This window comes from Agromyces tropicus, from assembly GCF_039531345.1.
In the GTDB taxonomy this organism is placed as follows: domain Bacteria; phylum Actinomycetota; class Actinomycetes; order Actinomycetales; family Microbacteriaceae; genus Agromyces; species Agromyces tropicus.
The window spans coordinates 1-14,288 of record NZ_BAAAPW010000002.1 but is presented as its reverse complement, the minus strand read 5'-3'; the positions used below and the strand labels follow the sequence as shown (position 1 = coordinate 14,288).

General features: G+C 71.3%; 16 protein-coding genes and 1 rRNA gene. 11 read left to right on the top strand and 6 right to left on the bottom strand.

Annotated elements, in window-relative coordinates; all coding sequences use genetic code 11:
• Window positions 1-45: 45 nt before the first annotated feature.
• Window positions 46-714: a potassium channel family protein gene (locus ABD230_RS05780; protein ID WP_344370254.1), complete on the bottom strand. Its 669-nt coding sequence runs from the start codon at window positions 712-714 to the stop codon at window positions 46-48.
• Window positions 707-2,095: a TrkH family potassium uptake protein gene (locus tag ABD230_RS05775; protein ID WP_344370252.1), complete on the bottom strand. Its 1,389-nt coding sequence runs from the start codon at window positions 2,093-2,095 to the stop codon at window positions 707-709. The genes ABD230_RS05780 and ABD230_RS05775 overlap by 8 nt, the downstream gene beginning before the upstream one ends.
• Before the next feature lie 175 nt (window positions 2,096-2,270).
• On the opposite strand from ABD230_RS05775, the gene ABD230_RS05770 reads away from it, so the two are divergent.
• Window positions 2,271-2,717: an ArsR/SmtB family transcription factor gene (locus ABD230_RS05770; RefSeq protein ID WP_344370251.1), complete on the top strand. Its 447-nt coding sequence runs from the start codon at window positions 2,271-2,273 to the stop codon at window positions 2,715-2,717.
• 25 nt (window positions 2,718-2,742) lie between these two features.
• On the opposite strand, the gene ABD230_RS05765 is transcribed toward ABD230_RS05770, so the two are convergent.
• The gene (locus ABD230_RS05765; RefSeq protein ID WP_344370250.1) at window positions 2,743-3,225 is read right to left on the bottom strand and encodes an anthrone oxygenase family protein; all 483 of its coding nucleotides are present in this window, start codon (window positions 3,223-3,225) and stop codon (window positions 2,743-2,745) included.
• A 27-nt stretch (window positions 3,226-3,252) separates the two neighbouring features.
• Window positions 3,253-3,762: a GNAT family N-acetyltransferase gene (locus ABD230_RS05760; RefSeq protein ID WP_344370248.1), complete on the bottom strand. Its 510-nt coding sequence runs from the start codon at window positions 3,760-3,762 to the stop codon at window positions 3,253-3,255.
• A gap of 141 nt (window positions 3,763-3,903) precedes the next feature.
• Here ABD230_RS05760 and ABD230_RS05755 point away from each other — a divergent pair, with 141 nt between their 5' ends.
• The 4 genes from ABD230_RS05755 (at window position 3,904) to ABD230_RS05740 (ending at window position 5,548) form a co-directional block, all read left to right on the top strand.
• Window positions 3,904-4,002 (top strand): 30S ribosomal protein bS22, encoded by a 99-nt coding sequence (locus ABD230_RS05755; RefSeq protein ID WP_003792170.1) that lies wholly within the window; start codon window positions 3,904-3,906, stop codon window positions 4,000-4,002.
• A gap of 257 nt (window positions 4,003-4,259) precedes the next feature.
• Window positions 4,260-4,901, top strand: coding sequence for a hypothetical protein (locus ABD230_RS05750; RefSeq protein WP_344370247.1), 642 nt, complete (start codon window positions 4,260-4,262; stop codon window positions 4,899-4,901).
• Window positions 4,898-5,173 carry a DUF559 domain-containing protein gene (locus ABD230_RS05745; RefSeq protein WP_344370246.1) on the top strand — a complete coding sequence of 92 codons (276 nt, stop codon included), beginning with the start codon at window positions 4,898-4,900 and terminating at the stop codon, window positions 5,171-5,173. Before ABD230_RS05750 ends, ABD230_RS05745 begins: the two co-directional genes overlap by 4 nt.
• A gap of 96 nt (window positions 5,174-5,269) precedes the next feature.
• Window positions 5,270-5,548 (top strand): glutaredoxin family protein, encoded by a 279-nt coding sequence (locus tag ABD230_RS05740; protein WP_344370245.1) that lies wholly within the window; start codon window positions 5,270-5,272, stop codon window positions 5,546-5,548.
• A gap of 174 nt (window positions 5,549-5,722) precedes the next feature.
• Here ABD230_RS05740 and ABD230_RS05735 read toward each other — a convergent pair whose 3' ends face one another.
• Together ABD230_RS05735 and aspS are read right to left on the bottom strand one after the other, a co-directional pair.
• Window positions 5,723-7,096: a cation:proton antiporter gene (locus tag ABD230_RS05735; protein WP_344370244.1), complete on the bottom strand. Its 1,374-nt coding sequence runs from the start codon at window positions 7,094-7,096 to the stop codon at window positions 5,723-5,725.
• Window positions 7,097-7,161: 65 nt separating this feature from the next.
• Complete coding sequence (aspS, locus tag ABD230_RS05730; protein WP_344370243.1) at window positions 7,162-8,505, bottom strand: aspartate--tRNA(Asn) ligase; 1,344 nt, start codon at window positions 8,503-8,505, stop codon at window positions 7,162-7,164.
• Window positions 8,506-8,625: 120 nt separating this feature from the next.
• Here aspS and ABD230_RS05725 point away from each other — a divergent pair, with 120 nt between their 5' ends.
• The 6 genes from ABD230_RS05725 to ABD230_RS05700 form a co-directional block, all read left to right on the top strand.
• Window positions 8,626-9,270 carry a histidine phosphatase family protein gene (locus tag ABD230_RS05725; protein WP_344370242.1) on the top strand — a complete coding sequence of 215 codons (645 nt, stop codon included), beginning with the start codon at window positions 8,626-8,628 and terminating at the stop codon, window positions 9,268-9,270.
• Window positions 9,270-9,893, top strand: coding sequence for a TlpA family protein disulfide reductase (locus tag ABD230_RS05720; RefSeq protein ID WP_344370241.1), 624 nt, complete (start codon window positions 9,270-9,272; stop codon window positions 9,891-9,893). Before ABD230_RS05725 ends, ABD230_RS05720 begins: the two co-directional genes overlap by 1 nt.
• A 10-nt stretch (window positions 9,894-9,903) precedes the next feature.
• Window positions 9,904-10,656 carry a cytochrome c biogenesis CcdA family protein gene (locus ABD230_RS05715; protein WP_344370239.1) on the top strand — a complete coding sequence of 251 codons (753 nt, stop codon included), beginning with the start codon at window positions 9,904-9,906 and terminating at the stop codon, window positions 10,654-10,656.
• Window positions 10,634-12,481, top strand: coding sequence for a cytochrome c biogenesis protein ResB (gene resB / locus ABD230_RS05710; RefSeq protein ID WP_344370238.1), 1,848 nt, complete (start codon window positions 10,634-10,636; stop codon window positions 12,479-12,481). Before ABD230_RS05715 ends, resB begins: the two co-directional genes overlap by 23 nt.
• A 51-nt stretch (window positions 12,482-12,532) precedes the next feature.
• Complete coding sequence (gene ccsB, locus ABD230_RS05705) at window positions 12,533-13,561, top strand: c-type cytochrome biogenesis protein CcsB (protein ID WP_344373235.1); 1,029 nt, start codon at window positions 12,533-12,535, stop codon at window positions 13,559-13,561.
• A gap of 647 nt (window positions 13,562-14,208) precedes the next feature.
• Window positions 14,209-14,288 (top strand): 16S ribosomal RNA (locus ABD230_RS05700); the annotation flags it as partial.

Sequence of the window (14,288 nt, the reverse complement as noted above, 5' to 3'; positions counted from 1 at the left end):
CGGTCCGGCCGACGGATGCCGCGGGGCGGCGGTCGCCGGCATCCGTCACTCGAGCGCGGCGAACTTCTCGATGTCGGTCTCGGTGCCCGAGACGATGATCAGGTCGTGCGTGGTGACCACGGTCTGCTCGGTCGCGTAGGTGAAGGGCTTGCCGGGGCTCTTCACGCCGACCACGGTGACGTTGTGGCGCGAGCGCACGCCCGACTCGGTGAGCGTCTTGCCGCGGATCGGCTTCGGCGGGTACATCTTCACGAGCGCGAAGTCGTCGTCGAACTCGATGAAGTCGAGCATGCGGCCCGAGACGAGGTGCGCGGTGCGCTCGCCCGCCTCCCGCTCGGGATAGATGACGTGGTTCGCGCCGATGCGCTCGAGGATCTTGCCGTGGCTCGACGAGATCGCCTTCGCCCAGATCTGCGGGATCTTCAGGTCGACGAGGTTCGCGGTGATCAGCACGGACGCCTCGACCGACGAGCCGACCGCGCACACCGCGATGGAGAACTCCTGCGCGCCGATCTGCTTCAGCGCGTCGAGCGACTTGGCGTCGGCGACGACGGCGTGCGTGACGCGCTCCGCCCACTTCTGCACGAGGCCCTCGTCCTCGTCGACCGCCAGGACCTCGCGGCCGAGACGGTCGAGCTGGCCGGCGGTGGCCGCCCCGAACCGTCCGAGTCCGATGACGAGCACCGGCGCGTCGTGCTTGATGCGATCAACCAACGATGGGCCTCTCTTCCGGTCGTCTGAACAGCTGCCGCTTCTGCGCGGCGGCGAGTGCGGCCGCGAGGGTGACCGTGCCCACGCGTCCCATGAACATCGTCGCAGCCATGACGTACTTGCCCTCGGGCGGCAGCGACTCGGTGAGTCCCGTGGACAGCCCGCAGGTGGCGAAGGCCGAGATCACGTCGAAGAGCACGAAGTCGAGCGCGGACTTCGTGATCTGGGCGATGATCACCGTCGAGACCGCCACGATCGTCGCGCCCCACAGCACGACGCTGACGGCGAGCCGGAGGATGTCGCGGGGGATCCGGCGTCCGAACGCCTCCATCGCGGGTGCGCCCCTGGCCTCCGCGTAGGCGGCGAGGAACAGCACGGCGAGCGTGGTGACCTTGATGCCGCCGGCGGTCGACGCGGAGCCGCCGCCGACGAACATGAGCATGTCGGTGACGAGCAGGCTGGAGCCGTACAGGTCGGCCATGTCGATCGTCGAGAACCCGCCCGACCTCGTCATCGTCGACATGAAGAACGCCTCGTAGAAGGTCTTCACGAATCCGAACGAGCCGTACGTCTTCGGGTTGTTGTACTCGAGCACCAGGAAGGTCATGGCGCCCGCGATCCAGAGCACGATGGTCGTGGTGAGCGTGAGCTTCACGTGCACGCTCCAGCGCCGCGGCGAGCGCCACGTGCGCAGGAGCGCGAAGATGACCGGGAAGCCCAGGCTGCCGAGGAACACGGCGAGCATCATGAGCGACTGGAACCAGTAGTCGTCGAAGAACTCCGCCGGCCCCAGCGGGTTGGGGTTGAATCCGGTGTTCGTGAACGCGCTCACCGCGTAGTACGCGGAGTACCAGAGGCTCAGGCCGAAGTCGTGGCCCTTCGCCATCACGCTCGGGACCATGCCGAGCATGATCACCGCCTCGATCGACAGCGTGCTCACCGCGACCGTGACGAGCAGGCCGCCGACCTCGCCGAGCCGCACGGCCTGCCGTTCGGAGACCGGGCCCGCGTGCACGCGCGACGGGTTCGTGTCGCTCGCCGCCATGAGCTTCGCGCGGAGGCCGAGGCGCCGGGAGATGACGAGGCCGAGGATCGACGCGAGCGTGAGCACGCCCATGCCGCCGACGTTCATGCCGATGAAGATGATCGTGTTGCCGAAGGGCGACCAGTGCGTCGCCATGTCGACCGTCGTGAGGCCGGTGACGCAGATCGTCGAGACGGCGGTGAAGAACGCGTCGTACAGCGGCGTGCCGCCGGTTCCGGCACCCGCCCGGGCGAGCGGGAGCGAGAGCAGCGCGGTCGTGATCAGCACGAGGGTGGCGAAGACGAGGATCGCGAACCGGGCGGGCGAGCTCCGCACGAGCCCGTCGATCGCGTCGCGCACGCCGCCGAGCCAGGAACGCCGGACCTGACCGCGGGCCTGACCCCCGGCGGCGCCCTTGGACGGACCCCGAGCGGGACCTCGGCGACCCCCGGGCTGCGCGGCCATCCGCCCTCCTCCGCTCGACGCGAGAGTCATGGTACTCCCAGCCTTCCGCGCGACTGACTACCCTTGCACCATGGCGGACATCTTCGACGTGGTGGCGGATCCGACCCGGCGCGACATCCTCGGGGTGCTCCTCGAGCGCGAGACCTCGCAGCCGGACTCCGGTGGCGAGATCAGCGTCGGCGAGATCGTCGCGGCGCTCGGCGTCAGCCAGCCGACCGTGTCGAAGCACCTGAAGGTGCTCCGGGAGTCCGGCCTCGTGGGGGTCCGCGAGGAGGGGCAGCACCGGTACTACCACCTCGACCGGGCGCCGCTGGAGCGCCTCGAGGACTGGCTGATCCCGTTCGTGACGACGGATGCCGCGGCCGACGCGGTGACGCTGGCCGGCGCCGACGCGGAGACCGACCTGAACGACGACCAGCGCGCCTTCGCGTCCGCCCTCGGCAAGGCGTTCGCCGAGACGGCGCACCAGGTCTCGGCGGTGGTCACGCCGAAGCGCCGCCGGCCCGAGCGCGAGTGAGATGCCGCGCGGCAGGGCCCGCGGGTCAGCCCCCGACGACGAGCCCGATCACGAGCAGCGCGCACGAGGTGGCCGCGCCGATCGTGCGCACGTGGTTCCAGCGCACCCAGCCCGGGCGGAACGCCCGCCACGCCTCGGAGAGCGCGCCGTGCTCGTCGCGGGCCGCGGCGAGGGCGTTGTTGCGGGGCACGTTGCCTCCGCCGGTGACGAGCACGACGGACACGACGTAGAGGGCGGCGGCGGCGACGACCCACCAGGTGAGCCCGTCCGGCGGCAGCAGCAGGTCGGCGACCGCGATCGCCGCGAGCAGCAGGGCCGTGCCGAACAGCTCGAGCATGAGCGGCCAGCGCACCGCCGTCACGTTGAGGGCGCGCATGGCGCGCGCGGCATCCGCTTCGGGCAGGGCGTCGAGTCCCTGCATGACGAAGGCCGAGAACGCGAAGAACACGCCCGCGGCCACCCCGGCGCCGACGGCCGAGAGGATCACGCCCACCACGATGAGGTCCACGCCCCCAGTCTGTCGGACCCGTCCGACTCAGCGCAGGCGCTTCACCATCTCGAGCTCGAGTCCGCCCGGCTCGAGCTCGTAGGCGCGCCGATGGCCGGTGTAGGTGAAGCCCATGCGCTCGTAGTACCGGCGGGCGCGCGGGTTGTCCTCGTGCACCTCGAGCCGGAGCGTGTCGGCGCGCTCGGCGGCCCATCCCTCGATGGCCTCGAGGAGGGCGCGGGTGATGCCCGCCTCCTCGCCGCGGCGGTCGGGGCTGACGTAGACGCCGACGAGCAGCGGCCCGGTCGCGGCGTCCGGCACGTAGCAGCCCATCGTGCCCACCCAGCGGTCGCCCTCGATCGCGACGAGCGCGGTCTGCTCGCTCGACTCCCCGCGCTTCGCGCGCGTGCGCCACTCGGCCTCGTCGAACTCCCGCGCGCGCTCGAGCGTGTCGCCGAAGGCGATCGGGGTGTCCTGCAGCATCTCGAGGCGGAGGGCGCGGACGTCGCGCCAATCGTCCTCGCGGGTCGGGCGGATGACGAGGTCGGGTCGGGGCATGACCCGACGCTAGCGGATGCCTCGGGGCCGGCCGCACGAGTGCCCGTGGGTTCCTCGCGGTCGAATGGGCTAGACTACCGCGGGGCGTTTCCGCCCACGGCTGCGGCACGCGCGGCCGACCCGGATCTTTGTGAGGTTTTCGTGGGTTCCGTCATCAAGAAGCGTCGCAAGCGCATGGCGAAGAAGAAGCACCGCAAGCTGCTTCGCAAGACGCGCCACCAGCGCCGCAACAAGAAGTAGTCGCTCCGCGACCACGGCATGAGCGCCAGGCCGCCGGCCTGGCGCTTTTCGCTGCCCGCGCGCCGCGCGCGCCCGCGCCGCGGCCGTGATGTCGCGCGAATCGACGGGCGATGACGGCCTTCGGGTCGATTCGCGCGACATCGCCGACGCGCGCTGCGCGGGTGGGGCGTCCTCCACAGGGGGCCGAGCGGCGCGGGAGCGCGCGTGCGTTGCGTGAAGCGGGTCACAGGGCCGGGCGCGACCGCGAGGATGCCGGCATGCCCTCGCCGCGACCGCTGCCGATGCCGCTCTCGATCCGCCCGTTCACCGTCGCCGAGGCCCGCGCCGCCGGCGTGGGTGAGGGCCGACTCCGCGGACGCGACCTCGCCCGGCCGTTCCACGGCGTCCGGGTGACGGCGGCGCAGCCGCTCGAGCTCGAGGCGCGATGCCGTGCCCGCCTGCCGCTGATGCGAGGCGGGCAGGTGTTCAGCCACGCCACCGCGATCGCGCTGCACCGCATCGACCTCCCGCGTCGGCTCGCACCCGTCGACGTGGATGTCGCGGCGTTCGTTCCGGCGGCGATCCCACGCGGACGGGGCGTCCGAGGGCATCGACTGGCCGCAGGGGCGACCCCGGTGACGATTGTGCGGGGCTGGCCGGTGATTCGGCTGGAGGATGCCTGGTGCCAGCTCGCCGCCCAGGCGACCCGACGCGAGCTCGTGATCATCGGCGACGCGATGCTGCGCCGGCACTACCCCGCCTCGGACCTCGACCGGATGCACGCGGCCGTCGCCCGGCACCGCGGCCGACGCGGACATCGACGCCTGGTCGCCGCACTCGGCGACGTCAGGCCCGGAACGGACTCCGTCGCGGAGACCGAGCTCCGGCTCGACGCGCCGGACTGCCGGAACCCGAGGTGAATGCGCCGATCCGGGACGCCGCAGGACGCCTGGTCGCGATCGGCGATCTCGGGTACCCCGACCACCGGGTGCTCATGGAGTACGACGGCGAGCAGCATCGGACCGATGACCGCCAGTTCGGGCGCGACGTGGACCGCCTCGACGACCTCGCGCACCTGGGGTGGCGGGTCGTCCGCTTCACCAAGGCGCACCGGGGTGCCGCTCTTCGCGCCCGGTTCGATCGCGTCCGCGACGAGCTCGTGGCCCGAGGCTGGACGCCGGGTGCGTCGTGATGTCGCGCAGATCGACCTCGGACCCGCCGGGGTCGAGCGGTTCGCGCGACATCGGCGCCGGCGGGCGGGGAGCGGCGTGGGACGTATCCTGTCGGGGTGACCCCTGCACCCGACATCCACCTCACGCTCATCGGCAAGCCGGGGTGCCACCTGTGCGACGACGCGCGGGATGTGGTGGCGTGCGTCCGCGAGGAGCTCGCCGCGACGCCCGGGTCGCCGCAGACGACGCTCGAGGAGCGCTCGATCCTCGACGACGCCGGGCTGCGCGCCCGCTACGCCGAGGAGATCCCGGTGCTGCTCATCGACGACGAGGTGCACGGGTACTGGCGGATCGACCCCGTCCGCCTGAAGACGGCGCTGCTCGCGCGCGCCTGACCGTCTCGGCCGGGCCATCTCCGCCGGAGCGCCACGGGCCGGCGCGGGTTGCGATCGACCGCGGACTCGCCGTGCGGCGCGCGAGTGTCGCCCCGGCACGGCGCCCCGGCATGCCCCTCCGGCACGCCCCTCCGCCACGGCGCCTCGGCACGCCCCTCCGCCCCGGCGCCCCGCTCAGTCCTCCGACGCGGGCGGTGCGGCCGGCCGTTCGGGCGCGGCGGCCGCCGCGGCATCCGTTTCGCCTCGCTCGCCGCCTTCGCCCGCCGTGCCGCCCTCGACGTCGGTCGCCCCGGTCGCCCCGGTCGCCCGACGGTCGGGCTTGCGGATGCCGCCGCGCAGGCCGACCTCCGGCGTGTCGCGCCAGGTCGCATGGGCCTCCCGGTCGGCGGCCTCTCGACGCGCGAACCAGCCGGCGATCGGGACGTCCGTCGAGGAGTGCGCCACGATCGAGAGCACGATCGCCACCACGATCACGTGGAACATGAACGCCGCCTCCGGCGCCCCGCTTTGCAGCACGAGCAACCCGTAGAGCACCGACGCGAAGCCCTTCGGCCCGAACCACGCCGCCGTCGCGCGTTCCTCCCACGGGAGCCCGCTGCCGACGAGCGACAGCTCGACCGCCGCCGGCCGGGCGAACACGAGGAGCAGGATGCCGAAGAGGTAGCCGGTCCACGGCACCGACGCGAGCAGCTCGGGCGAGATCAGCGCGCCGAACATGAGGATCGCGAGGAGCTTCATGAGCTCGGAGACCTGGCCGCCGAACTCGCGGAACGCGTCGCGCATCTCGGGTGACGCGGTCGCGATGGTGATGCCGGCCGCGTACGCGGCGAGGTAGAGGTTCGCGTGCGTGACCGTGCAGACGCCGAGCACGATGAGCGCCACCGCGACGGGCGTGAGCGAGGCGTAGATCGGCGTGCGCGTGAAGATGCGCCGCCGCACGAGCCAGGCCACGATGAGCGGCACCACGATGCCGACCAGGATGCCGAGGCCGAGCTCCTCGGCGAGCACCAGCGGCTCGACGTCGGGACCGCCGACGGTCGCGATGAGGATGAGCACGACGGGCAGCGCGAGGCCGTCGTTCAGGCCCGACTCCACGCCGAGGAGGTGCCGCACGCGGTGCGGGATCTCGCCGCGACCGACGATCGCCGACGCGAACACCGGGTCCGTCGGGGCGAGCACCGCCGCGACGAGCGCGGCCTCCAGCCAGTCGAAGCCGAGCAGCCACACCCCGAGCAGCGTCGTGATGGCGAACGTGATCGGCATGCCCAGCAGCAACGCCCGTCCGGGCAGGCGCCAGGCGGCGCGCAGCTGCTGGAGGCCGACCTCCTGCCCATCGGTGAAGAGCACGATGAACAGCGCGAGCGACGAGACCGTCGTGACGGTCGGATCCGTGGGCTCGAGGTCGATGACGCCGAGCATGCCCTCGCCGAGCACGAAGCCGGCGAAGAGGAACAGCACGGTCGTCGAGAGCACCGTCCGGTGCGCGATCCCGGAGATCAGGATCGCGGCCAGCAGGACCAGTGCGAACGACAGCAGTAGGGCATCCACACCCCGAGTCTGCCGAACGTCGGCGCCCGACGGCTACGCGCGCCGCCGGGCGATGACGGTTCCGGCTACGGCTGCAGGCGCGTCGGCCCGCGGAACAGGTAGGTCGTCTCGCGGATGGAGTGCTCGTCGAGCATGAGCATCAGCAGGCGCGCGAGGCCCATGCCGAACCCGCCGTGCGGCGGCACGCCGTAGCGGAAGAAGTCGAGGTAGAACTCGAGCTCCTCGGGCTCGAGGCCCTTGTCCTTCGCCTGCGCGACGAGCACGTCGATGCGGTGCTCGCGCTGCGCGCCCGTCGAGATCTCGACGCCGTTGTAGATGAGGTCGTACGAGTTCGTGAGGCCCGCGTCGTCGGCGTGGCGCATGTGGTAGAACGGCCGGATGCTCGACGCGTAGTCGGTGAGGAACACGAAGTCGTGGCCGTACTCCTCCTTCACGTACGCCGAGATCTGGCGCTCCCCCTCGGGGTCCATGTCGGCGTCCTGGCGGGGCACGACGTAGCCGCGCGAGGCGACGATCTCCTTCGCCTCCGCGAGCGGGATGCGCGGGAACGGCGTCGTCGGCACCGTCACCTCGAGGCCGAACAGCTCGCGGATCTCGTCGGCGTGCTTCTCCTTCACGGCGGTGAACGCGGCGACGAGGACCTCCTCGTGCATCCGCATGACGTCCTCGTGGGACTCGATCCAGCTCATCTCGGCGTCGATCGAGGTGAACTCGGTCGCGTGGCGCGAGGTGAACGACGGGTCGGCGCGGAACGCCGGGCCGACCTCGAAGACGCGGCCGAGGCCGGCCGGCTGCGCCATCTGCTTGTAGAACTGGGGGCTCTGCGCGAGGTACGCGGTGCCCTCGAAGTAGCCGAGCTCGAACAGCTCGGCACGCGACTCGGAGGCCGAGGCCATCAGCTTCGGGGTCTGGATCTCGACCCAGTCGCGCTCGACCCAGTAGCTGCGCATCGCGTGCAGCAGCGTGGTCTGGATGCGGAAGATGAGGTTCTGCCTGGGGTGGCGCAGGTCGAGGAAGCGCCAGTCCATGCGCTTGTCGAGGCTCGAGTCGGCCGCGATGGGCGTCTCCTCGGCCTCGGTGACGATCTCGAGCGTCTCGATCTTCACCTCGAGCCCGCCGAGCTTGACGCGCTCGTCGTGCTTGAGCTGCCCGGTGACCCGGATGAACGTGCCGTGGCCGAGCGCCGAGATCTGCTCGGTGAGCGCGAATGCCTCGGCCGCGCCGACGCTGACGCCCTCGGGGTCGAGCTCCCGCACGGCCGGATTCACGAGCTGCACCGCGCCCGACTCGTCGCGCAGGATGATGAACTGCACCTTCTTCTGATCGCGGACCGTCTCGACCCAGCCGGAGACGGTGACCGGTCCGTCGGGGAGGGCGGCGAGCTGCTTGACGAGGGTGCGCGTGTTCACGACAGGCCATCCTACCGGCCGCCGATTCCGGCTCCGACCGGGCGGTCGGGTCGCCGTGCGGGCCCCGGAGCGCACGCTCCACGGCGAATTCAAAGCGAACGGCTTCGTAGACTGGTGGGCGTGCCGGCCGAGCAGATCCATCTCGTGCGCCACGGCGAGGTCTTCAACCCGCAGGGCGTGCTCTACGGCCGACTCCCCGGGTACGGCCTGAGCGACCTCGGCCGGGCGATGGCGGAGTCCGCCGCGCACGACCTCGTCGACCGCAAGCGCCATGTCGCCCGCCTCATCGCGTCGCCCCTGCAGCGCACCCAGCAGTCCGCCGAGCCGATCGCCCGCGCGTTCGACCTCGAGCCCGACCTCGACGAGCGCATCATCGAGCCGACCAACCGGTTCGAGGGCAAGCGGATGTCGGGCCCCGACTCCGCACTCCGCGACGTCCGCAACTGGGCGTTCCTCGTCAACCCGTGGGAGCCGAGCTGGGGCGAGCCGTTCCGGTCCGTCGCCGACCGCATGATCGAGGCGATGACGGATGCCGCGGCCTCGGTCGAGTCGGGCGACCTCGTGATGGTGAGCCACCAGCTGCCGATCTGGATGGTGCACCGCCGCGTCGCGGGCCGCTCGCTCGCGCACGACCCGCGCCGCCGCCGCTGCTCCCTGTCGAGCATCACGACCTTCGAGCCGCGCGGTGCGCGCTTCGTCGAGGTCGGCTACCGCGAGCCCGCCGCGGGCCTGCAGGGCCTGGCCACCGACGTGGGAGCGGTGTGATGCGCGCACGCACCGGCCCCGCTCGTGCGAGGCTCGCCGGGATCGCCGCGCTCGCCGTGGCATCCGTCGTCGCCCTCGCCGGCTGCAGCACCGACCCGCTCGCCGAGCAGTACCGCGAGGGGAGCGGCAAGGGCTACATCGCCGGCGACGGCACGATCGCCGAGTACCCGGCCGACCAGCGCGGCGAGCCGATCGCCTTCTCGGGAACGACCATCGACGGCGGCGCCCTCGACTCCGCCGACCTCGCCGGCGAGGTCACCGTCGTCAACTTCTGGTACGCCGGCTGCGCCCCGTGCCGGGCCGAGGCGCCGATCCTGCAGCAGGTCTTCGAGGACTTCGACGGCGAGGGGGCGACCTTCGTCGGCGTGAACGTGCGCGACCAGGCCCCGACCGCGGCATCCTTCGAGGAGAACTTCGGCATCACCTACCCGTCGATCGTCGACGCGAACGACGGCGCCGTGCAGTACGCGTTCGCGGGCGACGTGCCGCCGGCCGCCGTGCCGACCACGCTCGTCCTCGATGCCGAGGGGCGCGTCGCAGCGCGGATCCTCGGCCAACTGGAGGACGCCTCGATCCTCTCCACGATCGTCGGCGACCTCGTCGACGAGGCCGCGGCGGCCTAGGCGGCGACGGATGGAGCTCGGGGAGATCGTCTTCAACGGACAGCTGCTCGCCGCACTGCCGATCGCGCTCGCGGCCGGGCTCGTCTCGTTCCTCTCGCCGTGCGTGCTGCCACTGGTGCCCGGCTACCTGGGCTACCTCGGCGGGTTCGCCGACGCGTCCGCCGAGGCCGCCGAGGCCCGTCGCGCGCGGCGACGGCTGCTCCTCGGGGTGCTCCTCTTCATCGCGGGCTTCACGCTCGTCTTCCTCGTCTTCACGACGACCTTCGGCGTGCTCGGGGCATGGCTCGCGCGCTGGTCGGACCTCATCATCCGGGTGCTCGGCGTGGTGCTCATCGTGATGGGCCTCGTCTTCGTCGGGCAGTTCACGTTCCTGCAGCGCACCATCAAGCCCTCGTGGCGGCCGGCGACCGGGCTGGCGGGCGCGCCGCTGCTCGGCATCGTGTTCGGCCTCGGCTGGACGCCCTGCATCGGGCCGACGCTCGCGGTCGTGCTCGCGCTCAGCGCCGACTCTGCGTCCGCCGGCCGGGGCGCGCTGCTGGGTCTCGCGTACTGCATCGGCCTCGGCATCCCGTTCGTGCTCGTCGCGCTCGGCTTCGGCTGGGCGGCGAGCGCCCTCGCGTTCGTCCGGCGTCACATCCGCGCCGTGAACCTCATCGGCGGTGCACTGCTCATCGTCATCGGCCTGCTCATGGTGTCGGGCCTCTGGACCATCTGGATGTACGAGTTGCAGGCGGTGATCAGTGGTTTCGTCCCAGCGATCTGAGACCGGGCGGTCGGATGCCGCGCGGTCGCGGGACACGGGCGTCGACCCGCTCCGGCCGTCGGACTACGACGACGGCACGGCCGCGACGGCGGCCGAGCCCGACGGCGGTGGCGCGTCGGCGGGCGGCGCGGACGCGGCATCCGTCACCGCACCCCGGCTCGGACCGGTCGGCTGGCTGCGCTTCGCGTGGCGCCAGCTCACGAGCATGCGCACCGCGCTGCTGCTGCTCCTGCTGCTCGCGATCGCCGCGGTGCCGGGCTCGCTGGTGCCGCAGCGCTCGAGCGACCCGAACGGCGTGGTGCAGTACTTCGCCGACAACCCCGACCTCGCCCCGGTCCTCGACTCGTTCCAGATGTTCGACGTCTACACGTCGGTCTGGTTCTCGGCCATCTACCTGCTGCTGTTCGTCTCGCTCGTCGGGTGCATCGTGCCGCGCACCAAGCACCACTTCGAGGCGCTCCGGGCGCGCCCGCCGAAGACCCCTGCCCGGCTGTCGCGCCTGTCGGCGTTCACCGAGCGCGACCTCGACGTCGCCGAGGGCGAGGACGCGGCCGACGCGGCGCAGGTCGCCATCGCCGATGCGGCCGCCGAGCTGAAGCGCGCCGGGTACCGCGTCGAGCGCTACGACGCGCGCGGCACGCCGTCGGTCTCGGCCGAACGCGGCTACCTCCGCGAGACCGGCAACCTGGTGTTCCACACGGCCCTGCTCGGGGTGCTCGTGACCGTCGCGATCGGCGGCGGGTTCGGCTTCAACGGCCAGCGGGTCATCGTCGAGGGGCAGTCGTTCGTGAACACGCTCGCGGCGTACGACTCCTTCAACCCGGGCCGCTTCTTCGACGACGGCCGGCTGACGCCGTACCGACTCACACTCGAGGAGCTCGACGCGGTCTACGAGACCGAGAACGCGGACGCGCTGGGGCAGCCGATCGACTTCACCGCCCACGTCACGATCGACGGTCCGGACGGGTCGGCCGATCGCGACGTGAAGGTCAACGAGCCGCTCTACGAGTACGGCACCGACGTGTACCTGCTCGGCAACGGGTACGCGCCGACGATCACGGTGCGCGACCCCGACGGGAACGTGGTCTTCACCGACTCGGTGCCCTTCCTCCCGCAGGACGCGAACCTCACCTCGATCGGCGTCGTCAAGGTGCCGGACGGGCTCGACGAGCAGGTCGGCATGGTCGGCTTCTTCTACCCGACGCAGTCGACGCTCTCGACGGGGGCGTTCACGTCGACGTACCCGGACCTCATCTACCCGGTGCTCACGCTGAACGTGTACTCGGGCGACCTCGGCATCGACGACGGCACGCCGCGCTCGGTGTACCAGCTCGACACGAGCGGCATGGAGCAGCTCACGGGCGGGCAGACGGGCGTCGACTCGATCGAGCTCATGCCCGGAGCGTCGACGGAGCTGCCGGACGGCCTGGGCACGGTGGAGTTCGCGTCGGCGACCCCGGATGCCGCGGACGGCGACTTCTCGCAGAGCGTGCCGCGATTCGCCTCGTTCGACGTCCACCACGACCCGTCGCAGGGCTGGGTGCTCGTCTTCGCGCTCCTGATCCTCGGCGGCCTCCTGCTGTCGCTGTTCGTCCCGCGCCGGCGCATGTGGGTCAAGGCCGTGACCCGGTCGGACGGCCGGGTGGTGCTCGAGTACGCGGGCCTCGCGCGCGGCGACGATCCGACGCTCGGGCGCGCGGTGGACGAGTTCGCGGACCGGCATGCCGGGCCGGCCGAGGCGCCGGCGGCGGGGCCCGCGGATGCCGCGGCTCCGCCCGCCGCGGACGCCGGAACCCCCGACGATCCCGAGAATCCTTCGACGTAAGGTAGGACAGTGACGCTCGACGAGATCTCCATCATCGCGGTGTACTCGGCCATGGCCGTGTACGCGATCGCGTTCATCGCGTACGCGATCGACCTGGCGCGCCGGTCGGCCGCGTCGGCGAGGGCGGCGGATGCCGCGGCCGGCGGGCCCACGGAGTCCGCGGGTGTCGGGTCGGTCGCCGCCGATCGCGAGCCCGCGCTCCAGGGCGCCGCCGCCTCGGGAGGCCGCACGACCACCGCGCCGCCTCGCGCCGCACGGACCCCGGTCGGCCGGGGACGCGGCGGCTCGGGATCGGCGCCGTCCGTCGACTACGGCCGTTCGCCGTCGCTTCGCGTCGCGGTCGCCATGACCGTCCTCGCCTGGGTGCTGCACCTGTCCGCCGACGTGCTCCGCGGGATCGCCGCGGGTCGGGTGCCGTGGGCCAACATGTACGAGTTCGCCCTGACGGGCACGCTCGTGATCACGACGGTGTTCCTGCTGGTGCTGCTGATCGCCAGGACGGACCTGCGATTCCTCGGCACGTTCGTGACCGGGCTCGTCCTGGTGCTGCTGGGCGTGGCCACCGTGAACTTCTACGTCAGCGTCGTGCCGTTGCCTCCGGCTCTCCAGTCGGTGTGGCTCGTGATCCACGTGTTCGTCGCGACCTCGGCGGTCGGCTTCTTCGCCCTCGGGTTCGCGCTCTCGGTGGTGCAGCTCATGCAGTCGCGCCGGGAGTCGATCGCCGCGACGGCGGATGCGGTCAAGAAGTCGTTCCTCGCGACCCTGCCCGACTCGACCGCCCTCGAGAACCTGGCGTACCGCGTCAACATCGTGGGATTCATCCTCTGGACGTTCACGCTCATGGCCGGCGCGATCTGGGCCGAGAAGGCCTGGGGTCGCTACTGGGGCTGGGACACCAAGGAGGTGTGGACCTTCATCATCTGGGTGGTCTTCGCCGGCTACATCCACGCCCGCGCGACGCGCGGATGGCGCGGCTCGCGCTCCGCGTGGCTCGCGATCATCGGCTTCTCCGCGGTGCTGTTCAACTTCACCGTGGTGAACCTGTTCTTCAAGGGGCTGCACGCGTACTCGGGCCTGTGACCAGGATCGGTCGGATGCCGCCGGCCGACCATCCACGAGACCCGCCTCCCGAGGGCTCCCGCGACCCGGTCGCGGGAGCCCTTCGTCGTCGTGCGGACGCCTGCACCCGTGGAGCCGAGATCCGCGGAATCATGCGGATCTCGGCCCCAGCCGAGGCGCGACACGCCCGGGCGCGGGGCACGATTTGGCAGTGGGCCCCGGGTCGCGTAGATTCTTCTCTTGTCGCCGCGGCGGCGGGAGCGGGAGAAACGCTTCCGAGCCGGGCAGACACCCCAGCCAAACAGCCTCGTAGGCGCTTCGTGCGACTCGGTTGCTTCAAGCCTGGGTGGACCACTCCATGATGATCCGGATCCCTCTCGGGGGTCGGTTCCGGTCGATGTGCCGGCGCGGGTCGGGGTGGTATATTGGGAAAGTTGCCCCGGTGGGAGCGGCTCGGGTTTCCGGGTCGGTCTGTCGGGTGCGTCCGTTCCTTGAGAACTCAACAGCGTGCACTATGTTCAATGCCATTTTTTGAACCCCGTCCCGCTCCGTTTTGGGGTGGGCGGTGATTTCTTTGATTGATGGACAATTTGATTTTCGAGTCAGTTGTTTCTCTGTCAGTGATTGAACTTGGCCTTCCTTCTTTTTGGGGGTTGGTTGAACCATTTTTTTTGGAGAGTTTGATCCTGGCTCAGGACGAACGCTGGCGGCGTGCTTAACACATGCAAGTCGAACGATGAAGCCTAGC